This window comes from Thermostichus sp. MS-CIW-38 (assembly GCF_054058415.1).
In genome coordinates, this window is sequence record NZ_JBSSAH010000009.1 from 1 (window position 1) to 17677 (window position 17677).

General features: G+C 56.9%; 21 protein-coding genes, 1 tRNA gene and 2 pseudogenes. 12 read left to right on the plus strand and 12 right to left on the minus strand.

Annotated elements, in window-relative coordinates; translation table 11 throughout:
• A pseudogene (locus tag ACVWXZ_RS05025) lies at window positions 1–168 on the minus strand (RNA-guided endonuclease TnpB family protein); the annotation flags it as partial.
• 75 nt (window positions 169–243) lie between these two features.
• Between ACVWXZ_RS05025 and ACVWXZ_RS05030 the strand changes: the two are divergent.
• Window positions 244–819, plus strand: a pseudogene (locus ACVWXZ_RS05030) (pyruvate kinase); the annotation flags it as partial.
• 12 nt (window positions 820–831) lie between these two features.
• Here ACVWXZ_RS05030 and lptB read toward each other — a convergent pair.
• The gene (gene lptB, locus ACVWXZ_RS05035; protein ID WP_011433949.1) at window positions 832–1560 is read right to left on the minus strand and encodes an LPS export ABC transporter ATP-binding protein; all 729 of its coding nucleotides are present in this window, start codon (window positions 1558–1560) and stop codon (window positions 832–834) included.
• A 25-nt stretch (window positions 1561–1585) separates the two neighbouring features.
• Between lptB and ACVWXZ_RS05040 the strand changes: the two genes are divergently transcribed.
• The 3 genes from ACVWXZ_RS05040 (at window position 1586) to ACVWXZ_RS05050 (ending at window position 2779) form a co-directional block, all read left to right on the plus strand.
• Window positions 1586–1759 carry a hypothetical protein gene (locus ACVWXZ_RS05040; RefSeq protein WP_414332112.1) on the plus strand — a complete coding sequence of 58 codons (174 nt, stop codon included), beginning with the start codon at window positions 1586–1588 and terminating at the stop codon, window positions 1757–1759.
• A gap of 64 nt (window positions 1760–1823) precedes the next feature.
• A complete protein-coding gene (locus tag ACVWXZ_RS05045) occupies window positions 1824–2120 on the plus strand; it encodes a hypothetical protein (RefSeq protein ID WP_011433947.1) in 297 nt (98 codons plus the stop codon).
• 167 nt (window positions 2121–2287) lie between these two features.
• On the plus strand, window positions 2288–2779 hold the full coding sequence (locus tag ACVWXZ_RS05050) for a pentapeptide repeat-containing protein (protein WP_457403317.1): 492 nt from the start codon (window positions 2288–2290) through the stop codon (window positions 2777–2779).
• A gap of 76 nt (window positions 2780–2855) precedes the next feature.
• On the opposite strand, the gene ACVWXZ_RS05055 is transcribed toward ACVWXZ_RS05050, so the two are convergent.
• The 6 genes from ACVWXZ_RS05055 to ACVWXZ_RS05080 form a co-directional block, all read right to left on the minus strand.
• Window positions 2856–2936 (minus strand) — tRNA-Leu (locus ACVWXZ_RS05055).
• Window positions 2937–3026: 90 nt separating this feature from the next.
• Entirely contained in the window at window positions 3027–3950 is a 924-nt protein-coding gene (locus tag ACVWXZ_RS05060) for an NAD(+) kinase (protein ID WP_011433945.1), read from the minus strand.
• 273 nt (window positions 3951–4223) lie between these two features.
• Entirely contained in the window at window positions 4224–4790 is a 567-nt protein-coding gene (locus tag ACVWXZ_RS05065) for a response regulator (RefSeq protein WP_457482234.1), read from the minus strand.
• 289 nt (window positions 4791–5079) lie between these two features.
• Entirely contained in the window at window positions 5080–5394 is a 315-nt protein-coding gene (locus ACVWXZ_RS05070) for a DUF3007 family protein (RefSeq protein ID WP_414399663.1), read from the minus strand.
• Window positions 5395–5422: 28 nt separating this feature from the next.
• Window positions 5423–5644, minus strand: coding sequence for an NAD(P)H-quinone oxidoreductase subunit L (gene ndhL / locus ACVWXZ_RS05075; RefSeq protein WP_414331907.1), 222 nt, complete (start codon window positions 5642–5644; stop codon window positions 5423–5425).
• Window positions 5645–5752: 108 nt separating this feature from the next.
• Window positions 5753–6157: an NIL domain-containing protein gene (locus tag ACVWXZ_RS05080; protein WP_414344412.1), complete on the minus strand. Its 405-nt coding sequence runs from the start codon at window positions 6155–6157 to the stop codon at window positions 5753–5755.
• Between the two features lie 295 nt (window positions 6158–6452).
• Here ACVWXZ_RS05080 and ACVWXZ_RS05085 point away from each other — a divergent pair, with 295 nt between their 5' ends.
• A complete protein-coding gene (locus ACVWXZ_RS05085; protein WP_187147233.1) occupies window positions 6453–6623 on the plus strand; it encodes a hypothetical protein in 171 nt (56 codons plus the stop codon).
• 7 nt (window positions 6624–6630) lie between these two features.
• Complete coding sequence (locus tag ACVWXZ_RS05090) at window positions 6631–9066, plus strand: endonuclease MutS2 (RefSeq protein WP_457441805.1); 2436 nt, start codon at window positions 6631–6633, stop codon at window positions 9064–9066.
• A gap of 95 nt (window positions 9067–9161) precedes the next feature.
• Here the strand turns inward: ACVWXZ_RS05090 and ACVWXZ_RS05095 are convergent, their stop codons facing one another.
• The 3 genes from ACVWXZ_RS05095 to ACVWXZ_RS05105 all read right to left on the minus strand — a co-directional run bounded on the left by ACVWXZ_RS05095 (window position 9162) and on the right by ACVWXZ_RS05105 (window position 10313).
• Window positions 9162–9416, minus strand: coding sequence for a hypothetical protein (locus ACVWXZ_RS05095; protein ID WP_011433939.1), 255 nt, complete (start codon window positions 9414–9416; stop codon window positions 9162–9164).
• 122 nt (window positions 9417–9538) lie between these two features.
• Window positions 9539–9961, minus strand: coding sequence for an urease subunit beta (locus ACVWXZ_RS05100; RefSeq protein ID WP_457403312.1), 423 nt, complete (start codon window positions 9959–9961; stop codon window positions 9539–9541).
• A gap of 49 nt (window positions 9962–10010) precedes the next feature.
• Window positions 10011–10313, minus strand: a complete 303-nt coding sequence (locus ACVWXZ_RS05105; RefSeq protein WP_011433938.1) for an urease subunit gamma — start codon at window positions 10311–10313, stop codon at window positions 10011–10013.
• 427 nt (window positions 10314–10740) lie between these two features.
• On the opposite strand from ACVWXZ_RS05105, the gene hrcA reads away from it, so the two are divergent.
• Window positions 10741–11892: a heat-inducible transcriptional repressor HrcA gene (gene hrcA / locus ACVWXZ_RS05110; RefSeq protein WP_414344420.1), complete on the plus strand. Its 1152-nt coding sequence runs from the start codon at window positions 10741–10743 to the stop codon at window positions 11890–11892.
• 53 nt (window positions 11893–11945) lie between these two features.
• On the plus strand, window positions 11946–12929 hold the full coding sequence (gene tilS / locus ACVWXZ_RS05115) for a tRNA lysidine(34) synthetase TilS (RefSeq protein ID WP_457482235.1): 984 nt from the start codon (window positions 11946–11948) through the stop codon (window positions 12927–12929).
• A gap of 282 nt (window positions 12930–13211) precedes the next feature.
• On the opposite strand, the gene arsB is transcribed toward tilS, so the two are convergent.
• Window positions 13212–14222 carry an ACR3 family arsenite efflux transporter gene (gene arsB, locus ACVWXZ_RS05120; protein ID WP_457392819.1) on the minus strand — a complete coding sequence of 337 codons (1011 nt, stop codon included), beginning with the start codon at window positions 14220–14222 and terminating at the stop codon, window positions 13212–13214.
• A 459-nt stretch (window positions 14223–14681) separates the two neighbouring features.
• Between arsB and grxD the strand changes: the two genes are divergently transcribed.
• From grxD to ACVWXZ_RS05140, 4 genes are all read left to right on the plus strand, one after another.
• On the plus strand, window positions 14682–15023 hold the full coding sequence (gene grxD / locus ACVWXZ_RS05125) for a Grx4 family monothiol glutaredoxin (protein ID WP_011433932.1): 342 nt from the start codon (window positions 14682–14684) through the stop codon (window positions 15021–15023).
• A 29-nt stretch (window positions 15024–15052) separates the two neighbouring features.
• Window positions 15053–15343, plus strand: a complete 291-nt coding sequence (locus ACVWXZ_RS05130) for a BolA family protein (protein WP_414383123.1) — start codon at window positions 15053–15055, stop codon at window positions 15341–15343.
• 44 nt (window positions 15344–15387) lie between these two features.
• Complete coding sequence (locus ACVWXZ_RS05135; protein ID WP_457403310.1) at window positions 15388–15744, plus strand: phage holin family protein; 357 nt, start codon at window positions 15388–15390, stop codon at window positions 15742–15744.
• A gap of 327 nt (window positions 15745–16071) precedes the next feature.
• Complete coding sequence (locus tag ACVWXZ_RS05140; RefSeq protein WP_457403309.1) at window positions 16072–17628, plus strand: B12-binding domain-containing radical SAM protein; 1557 nt, start codon at window positions 16072–16074, stop codon at window positions 17626–17628.
• Window positions 17629–17677 lie beyond the last annotated feature (49 nt).

Here is a 17677-nt window from a genome sequence, read left to right on the forward strand (position 1 = left end):
CTCGTAGTAGCAAAGGGATTGCAGCTTGACCGCGTTGACGATCTTCTCCGGCGTGTTCTGGTTGACCCAATTCAAGGCTTGGCCAAAAGCCTCCATCGTCGCGTCCAATTTGGCGGCTTGCGACTGGGGTACCTTGAGCTTGCAGGAGACGGTCAGGACTTGGGTCATGGTTATATTGTAACCTCGCATTCCTCCCGGCACTGACCCTATGGGTACAGTGCGGGGCTCCTGCGATTTCTAGCTGACAGTCAGCTCCAGATCCGTTCCCTTACCGACAAAGACTGCCAAGACCTGGACTTTGTGGTGCGGCATGCCGACTTGGTGGGCTATTCCTTTGTCCAGCAGCCAGCGGACTTGCAGTTGCTGGTTTCTGAGCTGGAGCGGCGGCAGGCTCGCCCCGATTTGGGCTTGATCCTCAAGATGGAAACGCAGCGGGCGGTAAAAAATCTGCCGGCCTTGATCGCGACCGTTGCCGGCTGCCGGCCCCTGGGGGTGATGATTGCCCGTGGCGATCTGGCTGTGGAGATCGGTTGGCTGCGCTTGGGCGAGATCCAGGAGGAACTGCTGTGGATCTGCGAGGCAGCCCAGGTGCCGGTGGTCTGGGCTACCCAGGTGCTGGATCAGCTCACCAAGGAGGGCTTGCCCTCGCGGCCTGAGCTTTCCGATGCGGTGATGTCTGCCCGCGCCGAATGTGTGATGCTCAACAAGGGCCCCTACCTGCTGGAGGCGGTTGCCCTCCTGGACGAGCTGCTGGCTCGGATGCAGACCCACCAGCACAAGAAAAGCCAACGCCTGCGAGCTCTGTACTCCTGGAGGTGACCTGGAGCTGCCCTAGAGACGGAACTTCTCCCCCAGGTAATACTTGCGCACCAAGGGATCCGCCGCCAGCTCCGCCGCCGTGCCCTTGGCCAAAATGGCCCCGTCGTTGAGGATATAGGCCCGGTCGGTGATCTCCAGCGTCTCCCGCACGTTGTGGTCAGTAATCAAAACACCGATGCCCCGTTGCTTGAGCTTGGCCACCACCTCCTGAATATCCGCCACCGCGATGGGATCCACCCCCGCAAAGGGCTCATCCAGCAGCAGAAATTTCGGCCCGTGGATCCCAGCGGCCAAGGCACGGGCGATCTCCGCTCGGCGACGCTCCCCCCCCGATACCTGCAGGCCCAGGCTGTGGGCCACGTGGGCGATGCGAAACTCCTCCAGCAGTTGGTTGAGCCGCTGCTGCCAGAGGCGGCGAGGCACCCCCGTTTGCTCCATGATCAGCAGCAGGTTGTCTTGGATGCTGAGGCGACGAAAAATACTCGGCTCCTGGGCCAGGTAGCCGATCCCCAATTGGGCCCGGCGATGCATGGGCAGGTGGGTGATGTCTTGGTCATCCAACCAGACATGGCCGCGGTTGGGCTGGATCAGGCCAGTCATGATGTAGAACGTGGTGGTTTTCCCCGCCCCATTGGGGCCCAGGAGCCCCACGATTTCCCCCTGCTGAATGTTCAGGCTAACGTCGCTCACCACCTCACGGCGGCCATAGCGCTTACAGATGTTTTCTAAGTAGATCTGCATAGGGCCGGCACAGGGCTGCTGATCAATGCTTACTGATTCTGTAGGGCTGATTCTCTCCAACCGACAGGGATCCCGGCTGCCGCAGCGCACAGGCTACTTCCTCAAAGATGCCCCAAACCCCGCCCACAATCCAGGGGAGTGTAGGCAAAGTGGATCCCTCTCAAGCCAACCGGAGGGATCCCTAATGGGGTTCTCATAGCTCACGGCAACTGCTCGCCCCCCTCAAAATGGGATCATTTCACTAGGGGATCCCTGGCCTTCCCATGCTTCGCTGCCCAGCTTGCTACTGGCTCAACTCCAACTCCGATTATCGCTGTCGTCGCTGTGGGCACTTTTTGCGCCATCGCCCGCTTCCTGTTGCCGAGAAACTCAACCCAAGAAGGCCAACAACCAGCCCTGCCGGCTGGCGGGAAATCCGCTGGGATCGCGTCCTGACTTCCTCGGCAATACTCGGGGTTTTGGTGGGGTTGGGGCAACTGTCTTGGCATTGGGTGCAGCCGCTGCTCAAAGATCCACCCCTTCCCAGTGTTGGCAACGGCCCGGCAGCTTCGGGACGATAGGACTCCAAACGTCATCCCGCCCTGAGAGAGCCTGCTATCAGGTGGGCCAGACAGACCTGCGGAGTGGCCGAAGCCAGAAGATGCCACTATCATGTGACCAGCGCAGAACCATCCCCCTCTGCTGTGTCCCTTCACGTAAACCTTCAAAATTGTGAGGCTTGGTAACCATGAACCTCAATCTCAAAGTTCCCGCCATTTGGGCAATACTGGCCACGGCAGCCTTGGCTTCCTCTGCCGCAGCCACAACCTACAACTCTTGTTTTATGCGCTACCTCATGGCTTCCCGCACCTGTCCCAACTGCCGCCTGGGATCCATTGAGCTGAGCAATCTGGATTTGGCGGAGGCCAATTTCAGCGGTTCCGATCTCATCGAGGCCAATCTGGAGCGCACCATCTTGACAGGTGCCGATCTCAGCCAGTCTTACCTGGTGGGGGCCAATTTGCGACGGGCCCAATTGAGCGGAGCCAACCTGAGTGGCGCTTACCTGGAGGGGGCAGACTTGCGGGGGGCCAACCTGCGGGGGGCCGATCTCTCTTCTGCATCCCTGTACGGCGCCGACTTGCGGGGGGCCGATCTACGCGACGCCAACCTGGTTGGGGCTGACCTGCGCTTTGCTCGCACCTGGGGCGCACGCCTGCAGGGTGCCGTTCGGGAATAGTGCCAAAGGCCGAAGCCAGCTTCCCCTCTCCCTCTCTGGGAGAGGGACTAATGAATAACGCGTACTAATTGCGTAATGCGGATGGCGAGACTCGAACTCGCAAGGCAAAGCCACACGCCCCTCAAACGTGCGCGTATACCAATTCCGCCACATCCGCTTCCGAGCCTAACCATCATAGCGACAGAGGGGTGGAGTTGTTAAGGGCATTGGCCATTTTGCAGCTATGGCTTGTCCTGCCTCGGCAAAGTTAAGGCAACTCCACCGACGTGGGCTTGGAAGCGTGGGGCAGTCCCCACCCCAACTTCTCTCGCATAACCCGGAAAAATTCCGGTCGGCGCAGGCGCATCAAATCTGTCCAATAGGGGGCACGTACCACCCGAATCTGGTCTTCCGGCATGATGTAGCAGCCGGCATTTCCATCTACCACCAAAACCAGTGGCTGAGGGGTAACGGGGCTAATCCATACCTCCTCCGAATCGGGGAAGACCAAGGCCCGCGACGCCATGGAATGGGGGCAGATGGGAATCAGCTGCAAAACCGGCACCCCCGGTGTGATCACCGGCCCACCCGCCGAGAGAGCATAGGCCGTCGAGCCGGTGGGAGTAGCCAAGATGACTCCGTCGGCAGCCACATCCAGAGGTGAGTGATCCCCGATGGTGATCTCGAAGTGGCACATGCTGGTCAAAGGCTCGCGGTGCAACACCATCTCGTTTAAGCTCAAGACCTCCCAGCGCAATTCTTGCCCTCGGTAGGCTTGCACCAGCAACATGCTGCGGCGATCCAGGGTGTATTCCCCGGCAATGGCGGCACTGGCTGCCTCTTCTAGGTGAGGAAGGTAGGTCTCCGTCAGAAAGCCCAGATGGCCCGTATTCACCGCCAACAAGGGGATCCCTTTGGGGGCCAGTTGCCGTGCTGCTGCCAAGACGGTGCCATCTCCCCCCAACACCACCGCAAACTTCATGGTTTGATCAAATCCAGCCGGGGCCAGGCTATCTACTTTGGTCAGGCAGATGGGGCTGTCGGGCTTGGCATAACCGAGGATACCGCCCCAGTTGGGGGCCACACAGACTTCCCAGCCCTGCTCCTGAAACCAGCGGGCTAGGGTTTCGCTGCTGCGTTTGGCGGCGGGTTTGGCGTCGTTGTAGAGGATCCCGGCTTTGGGCTTGGTCATGGGCAATGGGAAGGCAGAGGTGCCAAAACTCTATCAGTTCTGCAGGCCCCTCTGCTGGCCAGGTGATCCATTCCACAATTTCTGCCAGCAGACTTCGCTGATACATTGACGCTGAACAAGACGGGTAGCTTGCATGGCGAAGCCATACACTGCTGCCCGGGGCTGCAGCGATTGCATCCTGCTCGTTGCCAATCGGCAGCTCAACCCTGGCAGGGCAAGAAGCTACGAGAAGCTACGAGGAAAAACGAGTGACGGCAGGTTGGAACGAGTACCTCAATCGACAGGGCGACCCCGGTACATCAGTCGGTACTTCACCTGCGGGGTCAAGTCTTTTTGCCCTGGATCCCCTTCCGCGGTGATGGGTTGTGGAGGGGCGGTGGGAGAGTGGGCGCTCGGCTGCGGGGGAGGGGTGGAAGAAGATGTACGGCTGACCTCCGCCGGCCATAAGCCCGCCTGCTTCAGAGCCCTGTGGAGCGCCTCCGTGTCAATAGGCAAAAACCACCTGGCAGCCTCGTAAATCCGTTCGAGGGAGTGGAGAAGGTCGCCGGCCTCCGCCAAGCCAGGGATCACATCTGCTGCCCCCTGGTAGATTGCCCAGCGCCGCTCTGCGGGCTCGATGTGGCGGCGGGGGTGATGAGTCAGGATAACAGGGATGTTGGGCAGCCTGCTTTGACACTCTCGACAAAAGGCATAGGGGTTAAACAGCCCCGTCGTCATGTCCACCACCATCAGATCCAGCGGCTGGCTTGTTGCCGCCTCTAGCAGATCTTCACGTGGGGAAATCGGCACCACAGAGTGCCCCTGAGACTCCAGCCCCAACTGCCAGAGATGAGATTGCAAGGGCTGGCCCTGAGCTAGCAGTATGGTTTTTCTCACAGTGGATGGAGATATGCGAGTAGAAGGAAAGGCAAAGGCTTGCACCACTTAATAATCCGTCGTACGCCAGAATCTTGCGCGGGGAGTAATGTAGCATCCTTAAGGGGAGCAAATGGTGACCGGATATACAAGTGCTGCTGTTTAGGCCCAACACTCTACAAATTAAATCCGGATTAAATCGGGATCCCCAGCAGCCGACAGCCAATTTCTGGGTGCGGCCTGTCCGACAGCCTCAACGTTTGTCTTGCTCAATTCAATCTGGGATCCCTTCTTTCTCACTTTCCAATTCAGCTTGCAGGGCCTGCCACTCTTCCGGAGACAGCGAGTGGAGTTTCTCTTGAAGTTGCTGGGTCTCAAAGCTGGCCCACTGAGCCTTCAGGGTCATTTCCCCCCGCAGCACCCGCCTCAGGTAGCCAAAAGTCCACCCCAAGCAGGCCAATAGAAGCACCACGCTCGATATCTGCTGCGCGGCCCCCGTATCCAAGCCCGCCCAAAGCAGCAGGCCGTAGAGGATCCCTCCCCCCAGCAGCAGGGCCAAGCCTATGCCAAGAACGTCCAATCTGCGCATGGCTCAGTGGATCGACAAACGGCTGACCTTACAGCGACCGAGGCTTGGGCCGAAACGTCATGAAGGGAGCCAAGAGCACCATGCCGGGAAAGAAAAACAAGACCAAGAAAAACATCAGCACCTTTTCCCAAGCACTGCCTGAAGTCCAGCGTTTGTCCACGTACAGCAGAGACAACAGAGGCAGCACCAGCAAATAGAGAACAGCCAAACCGGCATAAGTTAACCCAATCAACGATGTAGTAGAAGCCATGTCGAGTGCGCTCCGCAGCTAGACCTATGTCCAACAAATCTAACAGGATTGTAAAGGGATTTGTCAGCTTGGGGGAGTTCGTAACTCAGCCAACTGACCACAAACTGACTACAAGCTGGTGCTGATCGCCCCAACGGGGCAGGTGGCAACACACTGTTCGCACATGACACAGCGGTTGCGAGAGAACTCCAGCTTCCAGCTGGGAGCAGAAATCTTCAGGGCCTCGGTTGGGCAAACTCCCGTACACAATCCACAGTCCACGCACAAGTCTGGGTCGATTTGAATTTCCTTGGCCCGTTCAGTCACCTCAATGCCCAAAGACTGTACCCACTCCAAGCCTGCTTCCACCTGGTCGATATCCCCCGACAGCTCCACCACCAAAGTACCCACTTCGTTGGGGGCTACCCTGGCGCGCACGATATTGGCAGCCACATCGAAGTCTTTGGCCAACCGATAGGTGAGAGGCACATTCACCAAATGGCGGGGGAAAATGAGGGTGACTCGTTTGCGCACGGATCTTGAGTGTTTTGAGTGCAGCAACTTCCTTCAGTATGGCAGGCTTGTGAGGTTCAGTTTGGCCGTGAATGCAGCTCACTTCCACCCTCCACAGGACACCCAAGGCGAACCCCACAGCGGTAGGGCGGGGCTTTGAACCCAGTTTTTCGGTGAGCTCAGCTTCTTGGGAAAATCACCAGAGGCAGCGCGTGAGACAACGGCGCCATTATCAGCGTGCCCCTCTCACCAAAAGCTATCTGTGGAAGCCGACCCAGAGCCTGCCACAATAGGATGGAGAGCGTCCCCGATCCCTATGAACCCATCTTTTGCTCAGCCCCGTCTCAACTCAGAGCAGTACCGCCAGATGCTGGTGCGGGATGGCGAACGTCGCTTCCGCGAGTGGCACACTGCCTTCCTCAAGTATCAACAGCAGTTTTTGCAAGAGATGAAGCAACTGCGTCTCCAGGGTTCTTTGCATCGCTGAATGGTTAATGCCCACCGTCCCCACCTTGCACCCGCTGCCAGTCTTCTCCAAGCCCGATCCCTCCCCAAGGCCTACGGCCTGCCAAGGCGAACGGCAAGAAACCTTGGAATTGCTGGAGTGGCCCCGTCTTTGTCAGCACTTGGCCACCTTTGCGGCCACACCCTTGGGCCGCCGCGCCTGCTTGGAGCTGGATCCCTGGCAGAGCCGCGCCGACAGCGAAGCCTACCTTGAGCAGACGGAAGAGGCGATCCGCCTCGATCGCACACAGGCCGGGGGACTTTCTATGGCAGGGATCCACAACTTGCTGCCGGCTTTGGAACGGGCCGAACGGGGGGGGATCCTGAGCGGGGAAGAGCTGGTGCAGATTGCTACAACTCTGGGGGCGGCCCGCCGCATTCGTCGTCTGATCGATGATCATGACCATCTGCCCCACCTGCAGGCCTGGGTGAGCAACCTGCGCACCTACCCGGAGCTGGAGCAGGAGATCTTCCGCTGCCTGGAGGAGCATGGTGAGGTGCGGGACAGCGCCAGCCCTACCCTTGCGGATCTGCGCCAGCAGCAGCGGCGGCAACGCAGCCAGATCCAAGAGCAGCTGCAACAGTTGATGAGCCAGTACCCCCAGGCGCTGCAGGATACCCTGATTGGCCAGCGGCAGGGGCGGTTTGTCCTGATGGTGAAGGCCACCCATCGGGATCTCATCCGCGGCCTTGTGCACGACAGCTCTGCCAGTGGAGCCACCCTCTATGTGGAGCCCTACGCTGTGGTGGAACTGGGCAACCGCTGGCGAGAAACCCAAGCTCAGATTCAGGCGGAGGAAGAGCGGATCTTGGCCGCGCTCTCGGCTCAGGTGGCTTCCGTCGCCACCGATCTGGAGCATCTGCAGGGGGTGATGGTGGGGTTGGATGTGGCTCTGGCTCGGGGTCGCTACAGCCTCTGGCTGGAGGGCAATCGTCCCCAGTTTGTCTCGGCAGGATTGCGCCTGCGTCAGGCCAAGCACCCTCTGCTGCTCTGGCAGTCCCGCGCCGCCGCCCCTTCGGAGGGTCAAGGTTCTGCCGTTGTCCCCATCGACTTCACCCTCGCGGACTCCATTCGTGTCGTGGTTATCACCGGCCCCAACACCGGCGGCAAAACCGTTGCCCTGAAAACCCTGGGCCTGCTGGTGCTCATGGCCAAGGCGGGGATCTTCCTGCCGGCTCAGGATCCGCCCCAGCTGCCTTGGTTCGACGGGGTTTACGCCGACATTGGGGACGAGCAGTCGCTGCAACAAAATCTCTCCACCTTTTCGGGGCACATCCGCCGCATCAGCCGCATCGTGCAGGCCCTGCAGTCTGCTCCGGAGCCGGCCCTTGTCCTGTTGGATGAGGTGGGGGCGGGCACGGATCCCACCGAAGGAGCTGCCCTGGCGGCTGGGCTATTGGAGTACCTCTCGGAAAGGGCACTGCTCACCCTGGCTACCACCCACTACGGCGAGCTAAAGGCCCTGAAATACCAACATCCCGGCTTTGAAAATGCCTCGGTGGAGTTCGACGAGGTCACCCTGGCCCCCACCTATCGCCTCTTGTGGGGGATCCCAGGCCGCTCCAACGCCTTGGCCATTGCCCAACGGCTGCAGTTGGATCCAGAGATTCTGCGGCGGGCCCATCGGCACCTGCAAGGGGAAAGCCAGGTGGATAGGGTCATTGCCGGCCTGGAAGCGCAGCGGGCTCAATTGGAAGAGCGGGCGGCCCAGGTGGGATCCCTGCATCGAGAGCTGGAGAGCCTACATCAACAAATGCAGCAGCGCAGCCGCCAAATTGCCGAGCGAGAAGCTCAACTGGAGCACAAGCAAAACCAAGAACTGCAAGCCCTGTTGGCTGCTGCCCGTCAGGAAGTGGCTGCCGCCATCCGCAGATTGCAGCAGGGAGAGGATCCCCAACGCATTACTGCCGAGCTGGCGCAAATCCAGCAGCGCTACTCTCCCCCACCGCCGCCCGTGGATATGGAGTTTGTGCCAGAGGTGGGAGATCGGGTGCGGCTGAGAGGCTTGGGGCAGACGGGAGAGGTGATCGCCATCGAAGGAGATGTATATGTAGTGCGCAGCGGCATCCTCAAATTCACAGTGCCACGGGGGCAGTTGGATCCCATTGATGAACACCAGGCTAAGCAACGCCAACGCCCCAAAGCCCCACCTCCCTCCCCTGCAGCCACCGCTCCCCTGAACCTGCGCACCAGCCAGAACACCCTCGATCTGAGGGGGAAAACCGTTGCTGATGCTGAGGCCATTCTGGAACAGCACTTTGCCCAAGCTCCTCCCGGCCCGGTTTGGATCATCCACGGCCACGGCACAGGGCGCCTGAAAGCCGGCGTCCAGGCTTATCTCCAAAATCACCCGCGCGTTCAGCGTTTTTCAGCCGCTGATCCCGAAGACGGCGGTACTGGAGTGACCGTGGCTCATTTACAGTGAGGCTTGTACAGTGAGGCTTGCCAGTGCCAGAAGGGAGTAGAGGTGGTCGCGTTGGCATTCTCGAGTCGGAGACCGGACAAGTGCCGGGCAATGTCTCAAGCTTGACTGTGGAGCACTGCCGCTGCTGAGCTGACGGGCTGGGATCCCTTCTGTTGCCGCTGGCTTTGCCAGAGCCAGTAGCCCCGCACCAGTTGGCTATCCCCAATGAGCTTCAACATCACCGCCACCGTTGCACCTGTCCAACTGAGAGGCCCAAAGGCGGCGCCTGCTGCTGCCAACAGCGCCAACCCAGAAAGATTTAGCCCCAAGCCTTGCACCCACATCCACAAGACAGTCTCGCGCTCTGACATCTGTCAGCTCCTAGAGGAGAAATAGGATAGCCCTACTGTCCTGAATCTGAGCAGAGACGGGGATGGGGTTGAGCCTTGACACCGCTGCCCAAAGCTGCACACTTGAGGGGGGCATATTCCCCCTACGGATGGGCTGCTTCACCCAGCCACTCCTGCAATCGGGCCAGAGCCAGCCGCTTCTGGGCAGCGGAGCGTATCGTGCCCTCCGTGAGCCGATTGAAGCCATGCACCAACCCCTTGCCCCCCAAAGCCACCAGCGTTACCCGATGGGTTTGCCCTGGCTCAAAACGCACTGCGTTGCCGGAAGGGATGTTGAGGCGCATGCCAAAGCTGGCGGCGCGATCGAAAACCAGGGCTCGGTTCACCTCAAAAAAGTGAAAATGGGATCCCACCTGAATGGGCCGATCCCCTCGGTTGGTAACCTCCAGGGTCACGGTGGCCCGTCCGACGTTGGCTTGGATGGGATCCTCTGCCAGCAACAGTTCCCCTGGGATCAGGGCCGGCTCTGCGTTGGCAGCAGGGTTGGTTCTGGATTGGCGAGCCATGGGGACGACCTCCTGAAGTCTCTGGGTCTTTGGAGCATCTGGGGGATCCCTAGCGAATGGGGTGGTGTAGGGTAACCAGCTTGGTTCCGTCGGGGAAAGTAGCCTCCACTTGAATTTCCGGGATCATCTCTGGGATCCCGGGCATCACGTCCTCGCGGGTCAGCCACGTCAGCCCCTCGCTCATCAGTTGGGCGACCGTTTTCCCCTCCCGCGCCCCTTCCAAGACTGCTGCGCTCAAGTAGGCCACCGCCTCAGGGTAATTGAGTTTGAGGCCCCGCTGCCGCCGATCCCGAGCCAACTGGGCAGCCAGGTAGATCAACAACTTGTCTTTCTCCTGGGGGGATAAGTACACGGGACAACCTCAAAGATAAAAAAGGATACAGGGGGGACAGCAGCAGGCCCAGTTGGCCTAGAGTTGACCGAACTCATGCGCAGAAATCCCCAGTCTTGGCGCAGCGGACTGTTGCTACGCAACAAGGTGGCTAGCCGTAGTTCATCTTCTACCACCTCTGGGCAAAAAAGGGGAGCCCAGGCTACAAGAGATTTCACTCTCTCCTGCACAAGCAGCAGTCTCAACCTCTTCCGACATCGGGTTTTGCAACTTCCTTCCTAGGCAACCCGCTATATAAAGAGTAACAATAGATGCATATAGATTAGAAGATGTAAAAGTCTGTCTGGATTCCTATCTCAGCTCTGAGTTGGTTTATCCTGGAGCAATTTACCGGCTCTGTATTAACAGTTTCCTTTGATAGGCGTTGACTGGGTTCTTTTGATCGGCTATGAAACTCGAACTGACTCCCCGCCAGCGGAAGATTCTCTGGGCGACGGTGCGCAGCTACATTGCGACGGCTGAACCTGTCGGTTCCAAAACCTTGGCCCAGTCCTACAACTTTGGGGTGAGCACGGCCACCATTCGTAACGACCTGGCCACCCTTGAGCAAGTGGGATTGCTGTTTCAGCCTCACACCTCCGCCGGACGGGTTCCTTCCGACTTTGGCTATCGGGTTTATGTCAACGATTTGTTGACCTCTGCCAACAGCGGTGGGATCCCCCACGATGCTCCTCAGCCGGATCCCCATCCCGCTCTGCAACAGTTGATGGATCAGCTTGGCCGTGAGCTGGGAGACGACCTAGACAGCCTCCTGCAAAGGGTAGCTCAGCTTTTGGCCCATCTGAGCGGTTGCATTGCTCTCATCACTCCTCCTCAGGGGCCGGTGGTAGCCATTCATCATGTGCAGTTGGTGTCGGTAGCGCCAGGGCGGGTGATGGTGTTGGTGGTAACCGACTCCTATCAAACCCATTCAGCTCTGGTCAGCCCCCCCGACTGGCCCAGCGACTCCCGAGAGGATTTGGAAGATGAATTGCAATTGCTCAGCAACTTTCTCACCCTGAAGCTGCGGGGCAAAACCTTTGCCGAGTTGCAGGATCTGAGCTGGCTGAAACTGGATGAAGAATTTCGTACCTACGGCCATTGGCTCCAGCAACTGCTGCGCTCGGTGGTGCAACGCTGTCTACAGCCCTCTCTGGGGCAGGTGTTCAGTGCCGGTATGGCCGAGTTGATGCGTCAGCCGGAGTTTTCCCAGGCCCGGCAGGTGCAGGCAGTGATGCAGTTGATCGAGGAGGGAGCCAAGCAACTTCAGGGGATGATTGGGCTCCATTTTGCCGATGGGGGTTTGCCCTCTCTGCCGAGCTCAACGGAGATGGATCAGGAGTCGGGACAGTCTGCCCGCAAGACCCCGGTGATCATCTACATTGGCAGCGAGAATCCACTGGAGTCTCTGCACCACTGTACGGTTATCGCCTCCACTTACCACCGTCGCTCAGCTCCTCTGGGTACGGTCACCTTGCTGGGGCCGACCCGAATGGCCTACGAGCGCAGCATTGCTGCTGTGCAGGCGGTGGCCTCTCATCTGACCCGAGCTCTTGCCTAAGGGATCCCATGAAGGCAGGCAGGGTCTGGGTTGCACCTGAGCAATAGCAAGCTGTGGCCAGGCTCTCTCCTCTCCACCTGCGGGTACAGTGCGCCATTCGGCAGCGGCAACTTCTTCACCCTGGCCAGCGACTGCTGGTGGCTTTTTCGGGCGGGCAAGATTCTTTTTGCCTGCTCCAAATCCTGCGGGATCTACAGCCTCGCTGGGGCTGGCAGCTCTTCGTTTTGCATTGCGATCACCGCTGGTCGGCAGATGAAACGGAGTGTGCTCGCTTTTTGCAGGGGTGGCTGCAGCAGCAGGGACTGCCTCATGCTGTTGAGACTGCGGATCCCATCCGCCGAGACGAAGCAGGGGCCAGGGCTTGGCGCTACCAACAACTGGACAAATGGGCCCGCATCTGGGATTGCAGCGCCGTGGTGATGGGGCATACGGCCACGGATCGAGCAGAGACGTTTTTGTGGAACTTGTTGCGGGGAACAGGAGCCGCCGGGCTGAGCAGCCTGGATTGGCAGCGGCACCTAGACGACCGGGATCCCACCTCTGCCCAGGTGGTGCGACCCCTGCTGGGTCTATACCGTTGGGAAACCGAACAATTTTGCCAGCAGCACCAATTGCCGGTCTGGCCGGATCGCAGCAACCAAGATCTGGCCCATTGCCGCAACCGTCTCCGCCTAGAGGTGATGCCTTACTTGAAACAGCACTTTAATCCGCAACTGGAAGCGGCCCTGAATCGGGCTGCCACACTGCTGCAAGCAGAACATGAGCTGGTGGTAGCTCAAGCAGCTCAGCTATGGCCACAGGTATATGAGCCCGCTTTGCCAGGGCTGCGACGGGATCCCTTGCGGGCTGCCCCCTTGGCTCTGCAGCGGCAGGTAATGTTCCAGTTTTTGTCCCTGGTGTTGCCCCACCACCCCACCTTTGAACAGGTAGAAGCCGGGATCCAGCTCTTAAAAGCAGACCGAGGCAGCCGTAGCCCCGATTATCCAGGTGGGCACTGGCTGGAAGTGAAAGGGGATCACTTGGTTTGTTTCCATTAATTTTTCCATTAATTCCACTTCCCCGAAGGGAAGCGACTGATTCATTAATAGTAAGTATCACCACTGATTGTGGCAATACTTGGATACGATTAGCATCTTATGGTAATAATACAGGCCCGAGTCCATTGGCTACAGCACCTGATATGACCACTGCATTTGTACCTACCCCATCACAATAGGCAACCAAGACAATAGATTTAAGCCCGTATGCTTCTCAAACCGCCGCCAGAATCAGATTCCAATTGCGAAGTGGATGGGGAAATGTTACTTATCTGGATTTATTTAATACCTCCAACTGTTAGCGATGGCTACCAACGATAACATGATGGGTACTTCTATGAGTACACCAACCACCGTGGCTAACGACGCACCTGAATTAAGACCAAAAAGTGATATGGCCACGGCAACTGCGAGTTCAAAAAAATTACTGGCACCAATCATCGCAGCCGGTGCACAAACCGGATGTGATAAACGGAGCAATTTTCCACCCAGCCAGGTTATAAAAAATATGAAGTAGGTTTGAATGGTCAGTGGTATGGCTATCAACAAAATGGTGTATGGATGATCCAGTATGTGTTCGCCCTGAAAGGCAAAGAGTAAAACCAGGGTTGAAAGCAATGCTAGTATGGAAACAGGACGAAGTGCCGGAAGAAATTTTTGTTCAAACCAATCCTTTCCTTTTCGTTGAAGCAATATCCGATTGGTCAGATAGCCCGTAGTTAGCGGTATAACAACAAAAACAACCACCGAAGTAATCAGTACTTCATACGGTATCTGTATGTTGGTTACTCCCAGCAGCCATTTTACAATGGGTACAAATGCAACCGGCAGAATAAGATCGTTGACTGAAACTTGTATTAACGTATAATTGGCATCGCCTCTTACCAAATAACTCCACACAAACACCATGGCTGTGCAGGGTGCGGCACCCAGCAGAATGGCGCCTGCCAGGTACTGGTCTGCATCTTCCGGAGTGATCCAGGTAGCATACAGATTTTTAAAGAAAATCCATCCAAACAATGCCATGGTGAAAGGTTTGATCAGCCAGTTTACAGTAACTGTCAGCGCCAGTCCTTTCCAATTTTTTGAAACACCGCCTATCGATGAAAAATCAATCTGTACCATCATCGGGTAGATCATCATCCAAACCAACACCGCTACCGGAATGTTGATGGTATATATCTGCCAGCTTTCAAGCACCGAAACAGAATTCCCCAGTATTTTCCCAAGACCAATGCCTGCAGCAATGCATAGCGAGACCCAAACGGTAAGGTATTTTTCAAAAAACTTCATGGGTTGAAATTTAATTACAGCGTTTCCATTAATTCCACTTCCCCGAAGGGAAGCGACTCCCCCCGATTATAACCCTTGCCCAGAGGTCTTGTTTTCGGCTGCAATTTCCCCTTGTTTTTCTCCGCCGAGGGGCCTGAAACCCTTGCCCAGAGCGGGATCGACCGGGTCAACGGAAGAATCAGGGTTTGAGGTTTGTCGCCGACCCTGTCGCTAACCATGTTGGTGTAGAAATTAACATGGATCCTGGGGTCGCTGCCTGGATAGGTTGGATAGGTTGGGGGCTTGGGCCAGCCCTGGGCAATGGGGCTTGCTGGTGGCGTCCGTAGAACAGAGTCTATGAGAGAATCTCTCGGCCCAACCGTGGGAAAAGTGTCGAGCATGTTAAAAGTAGACGAAAATGAGATCTCGATAGGATGCTAGTTTGCCTATCGACTGTTGTCGCTATAGTGGCTGAACACCATGCTGGATCCCCTTTTGGAAGAGAAAATCCGTGAGCAAATCCGCACCCACAAGGTGCTCATCTACATGAAGGGCACCCCGGAAATGCCCCAATGTGGGTTTTCCTATGCCGCCGTTCGTGTGCTGGATAGTTTGGGCTTCCCCTACACGGCGATTAACGTACTCGAGGATCCTGAGATCCGCCAGGGGATTAAAGAGTTTTCCAACTGGCCTACTATCCCGCAGATTTATATTGATGGGGAGTTTGTGGGCGGTTGCGACATCATCCAAGAGATGCACGCCCGCAACGAGCTGCGTCCGCTGGTCGAGGCAGCCTTTGCTAAGGCCACGGCTCAATCTTAAGGGATCCCATCTCATCCAGAGGGGTTGCCATGCTTACCCCCGACTACCTTCGGCAGCACCTGATGGAGAAGCTGCAGGCTCTTCATGTGCAGGTGGAGGATGAGTCCCACCTTCACATCGGCCACGGGGGCGGGACAGGAGGGCACTACCGAGTTCAAGTAGTGTCGCCTTCGTTTGTCGGCAAAACGACCCTACAGCGACATCGCCTGGTGTATGCCGCTCTGGCGGAACACATGGGGCGGAGCATTCATGCTTTGGCCCTGCAAACTTACAGCCCTGAAGAGGTTTCTGCGCAAGGGATCCCTGAGCAGATCGGCTAGCATAGAGGGCAAAATCGCGGCCCCATCAGGGCAGAGGAGGGAGCATGGCAACTCTTTTGGCCACCTGGCTGATGTCAGCCTTGAGTGTAATGATCCTGGCTTGGCTTTTGCCCGGGATCCACGTCTCTGGATTCGGGGGTGCTTTGGTGGCGGCTCTGGCCATTGGTCTGGTCAATGGTTTGGTCAGGCCGATTCTCCGGTTGATCACCCTGCCGATTACAATTCTTACCCTGGGCTTGTTTTGGCTAATTTTGAACGGCATCTGCTTGGTCATTGCCGATAAGCTGGCCGGGAATGCTTTCAACATCGATAATTTCGGCTGGGCGTTTATCGGCGCAATTGTACTTTCCATCGTCAGCGGCTTGGTTCAGCAGGTTTTTGAGCAAGGTGCGCCGAACTGACTTCGTCCCCAGCCGTGAGAGGGCAGGGTTTGGTTCAAGATTGCAGGGGGTACGCTAGGGGAACGTCAACACTCAGCCCGACGATAACCAAAACCAACTTTAAGGGATCCCGATAAGCTTTACTCCATTGGCCCTGCCCGCTAAGTTTTTGCCGCAGAACCATAGGATTCTCCACAGATAGCCTGCACAAGATCTGCCAATGGCTAACATCAGCAGGATATTGCGAGCAGGCGTTTGATCTGTGGCTGCTTTATCTAAGCCTAGCAAATCGATAGGAAACCAGTAGGGGATCAAGTTGGTCGATCTGCAACTCAGGAGCTGGTTGGTATGAAGGCGTTGCTGCTCTATCCGCGTTTTCCTCAATCATTCTGGTCTTACAATCGCACCATTGAGATGGTGGGGCTAAAAGCGCTAATGCCACCTCTGGGCTTGATCACCGTTGCTGCTTTGCTGCCCCAACACTGGGAGATTCGCTTTGTGGATCGCAATGTAGCTGATGAAACAGAAGCCGATTGGCAGTGGTGCGATCTGGTGATCTTGTCAGCCATGTTGGTGCAGAAGCAGGATTTCCACGCCCTCATTCGCAAAGCGGTGCAGTTGGGCAAAAAAGTAGCGGTGGGCGGACCCTATCCAACTTCTGTGCCACAGGATGCCCTGGAATCTGGTGCTCACTATTTGGTTTTGGATGAAGGGGAAGTGACCATACCGGCCTTTGTCAAGGCTCTAGAAGCTGGGCAAGAGTCGGGCATTTTTCGGGCTGCGGAAAAACCGGATGTAACCCAAAGTCCTTTGCCAAGGTTTGATCTGCTGCCCATGGATCAATACTTCATGATGTCAGTCCAGTTTTCACGAGGTTGCCCCTTCAATTGCGAGTTTTGCGATATCATCTCTCTTTACGGACGCAAGCCAAGAACCAAAGAGCCAAGTCAAGTGCTAGCTGAGCTACAGGCCCTCTATGACTTGGGCTGGCGGGGTTCGGTATTTGTAGTGGATGACAATTTTATCGGCAATCAGCGCAACGTCAAGCGATTTTTACGAGAGCTGATCCCCTGGAGCCAGAAGCGCAACTATCCATTTACCTTTATGACAGAGGCTTCAGTCAACCTGGCCGAAGATGAAGAACTGATGAGGTTAATGGTAGAGGCGGGTTTCTATGCTGTCTTTTTGGGCATTGAGACCCCAGACCAAGACAGCTTACAGATGACTCAAAAGCTACAAAATACCCGTCACCCTTTGGTGGAGGCCTGTCGCAAGATCAACGAGGCCGGACTGCTGATCTATGCTGGGTTTATTCTGGGCTTTGATGGAGAGCGGCCAGGAGCAGGGGAGCGCATTCAGGCTTTTGTCGAGCAAACCGGTATTCCTCAGCCGATGTTAGGCATTTTACAGGCTTTGCCAAACACGCAACTCTGGAATCGCTTGAAGAAGGAGGAACGTTTGCTGGAAGGGATCGGCGTGACTGAGTTCGGCGATCAAAATACGCTGATGAATTTCATTCCCACCCGTTCTCTATCGGAGATTGCCCGAGAGTATCTGGAAAGTTTTTGGAAACTGTATGATCCTGCACGATATTTGTCTCGCTGCCTGCAACAATGCCTGAATATCGGCATCAAAGATGGCCGGCGGCAAATGATGAAGCTGCCCCTTCGCAAAGGGATCCATCTGCTTCTACAACTCATCTGGCGGCAAGGGATCCTTCATCCCGAAATCCGCGCCCAATTTTGGCGGCAGCTATGGACGATTTGGCGACAGAAACCGAGCCTGCTGAACCTATATTTGGGCCTCTGCGCTGCAGGAGAACACTTTTGGGAATATCGGGAATTGGCCCGCGCCCGGCTTACCCAGCAACTGGGATACGATCCTTTGCTGGCCAGCTCATCTTGACAGTATTTCTGGGGGAATGGTCTATCGATAGAGGATGCCCGGATGGGGC

Bases quoted from the DNA above. Each gene is read 5' to 3' on its own strand.
- ACVWXZ_RS05070 (WP_414399663.1), bottom strand. From the start codon at position 5,394: ATGCGCAGATTGGACGTTCTTGGCATAGGCTTGGCCCTGCTGCTGGGG.
- ACVWXZ_RS05140 (WP_457403309.1), top strand. From the start codon at position 16,072: ATGAAGGCGTTGCTGCTCTATCCGCGTTTTCCTCAATCATTCTGGTCT.
- ACVWXZ_RS05085 (WP_187147233.1), top strand. From the start codon at position 6,453: ATGAACCCATCTTTTGCTCAGCCCCGTCTCAACTCAGAGCAGTACCGC.
- ACVWXZ_RS05040 (WP_414332112.1), top strand. From the start codon at position 1,586: ATGCTTACTGATTCTGTAGGGCTGATTCTCTCCAACCGACAGGGATCC.
- ACVWXZ_RS05045 (WP_011433947.1), top strand. From the start codon at position 1,824: ATGCTTCGCTGCCCAGCTTGCTACTGGCTCAACTCCAACTCCGATTAT.
- lptB (WP_011433949.1), bottom strand. From the start codon at position 1,560: ATGCAGATCTACTTAGAAAACATCTGTAAGCGCTATGGCCGCCGTGAG.
- grxD (WP_011433932.1), top strand. From the start codon at position 14,682: ATGCTGGATCCCCTTTTGGAAGAGAAAATCCGTGAGCAAATCCGCACC.
- ACVWXZ_RS05050 (WP_457403317.1), top strand. From the start codon at position 2,288: ATGAACCTCAATCTCAAAGTTCCCGCCATTTGGGCAATACTGGCCACG.
- ACVWXZ_RS05095 (WP_011433939.1), bottom strand. From the start codon at position 9,416: ATGTCAGAGCGCGAGACTGTCTTGTGGATGTGGGTGCAAGGCTTGGGG.
- ACVWXZ_RS05060 (WP_011433945.1), bottom strand. From the start codon at position 3,950: ATGACCAAGCCCAAAGCCGGGATCCTCTACAACGACGCCAAACCCGCC.
- ACVWXZ_RS05130 (WP_414383123.1), top strand. From the start codon at position 15,053: ATGCTTACCCCCGACTACCTTCGGCAGCACCTGATGGAGAAGCTGCAG.
- ACVWXZ_RS05135 (WP_457403310.1), top strand. From the start codon at position 15,388: ATGGCAACTCTTTTGGCCACCTGGCTGATGTCAGCCTTGAGTGTAATG.
- ACVWXZ_RS05090 (WP_457441805.1), top strand. From the start codon at position 6,631: ATGCCCACCGTCCCCACCTTGCACCCGCTGCCAGTCTTCTCCAAGCCC.
- hrcA (WP_414344420.1), top strand. From the start codon at position 10,741: ATGAAACTCGAACTGACTCCCCGCCAGCGGAAGATTCTCTGGGCGACG.
- ndhL (WP_414331907.1), bottom strand. From the start codon at position 5,644: ATGGCTTCTACTACATCGTTGATTGGGTTAACTTATGCCGGTTTGGCT.
- ACVWXZ_RS05100 (WP_457403312.1), bottom strand. From the start codon at position 9,961: ATGGCTCGCCAATCCAGAACCAACCCTGCTGCCAACGCAGAGCCGGCC.
- arsB (WP_457392819.1), bottom strand. From the start codon at position 14,222: ATGAAGTTTTTTGAAAAATACCTTACCGTTTGGGTCTCGCTATGCATT.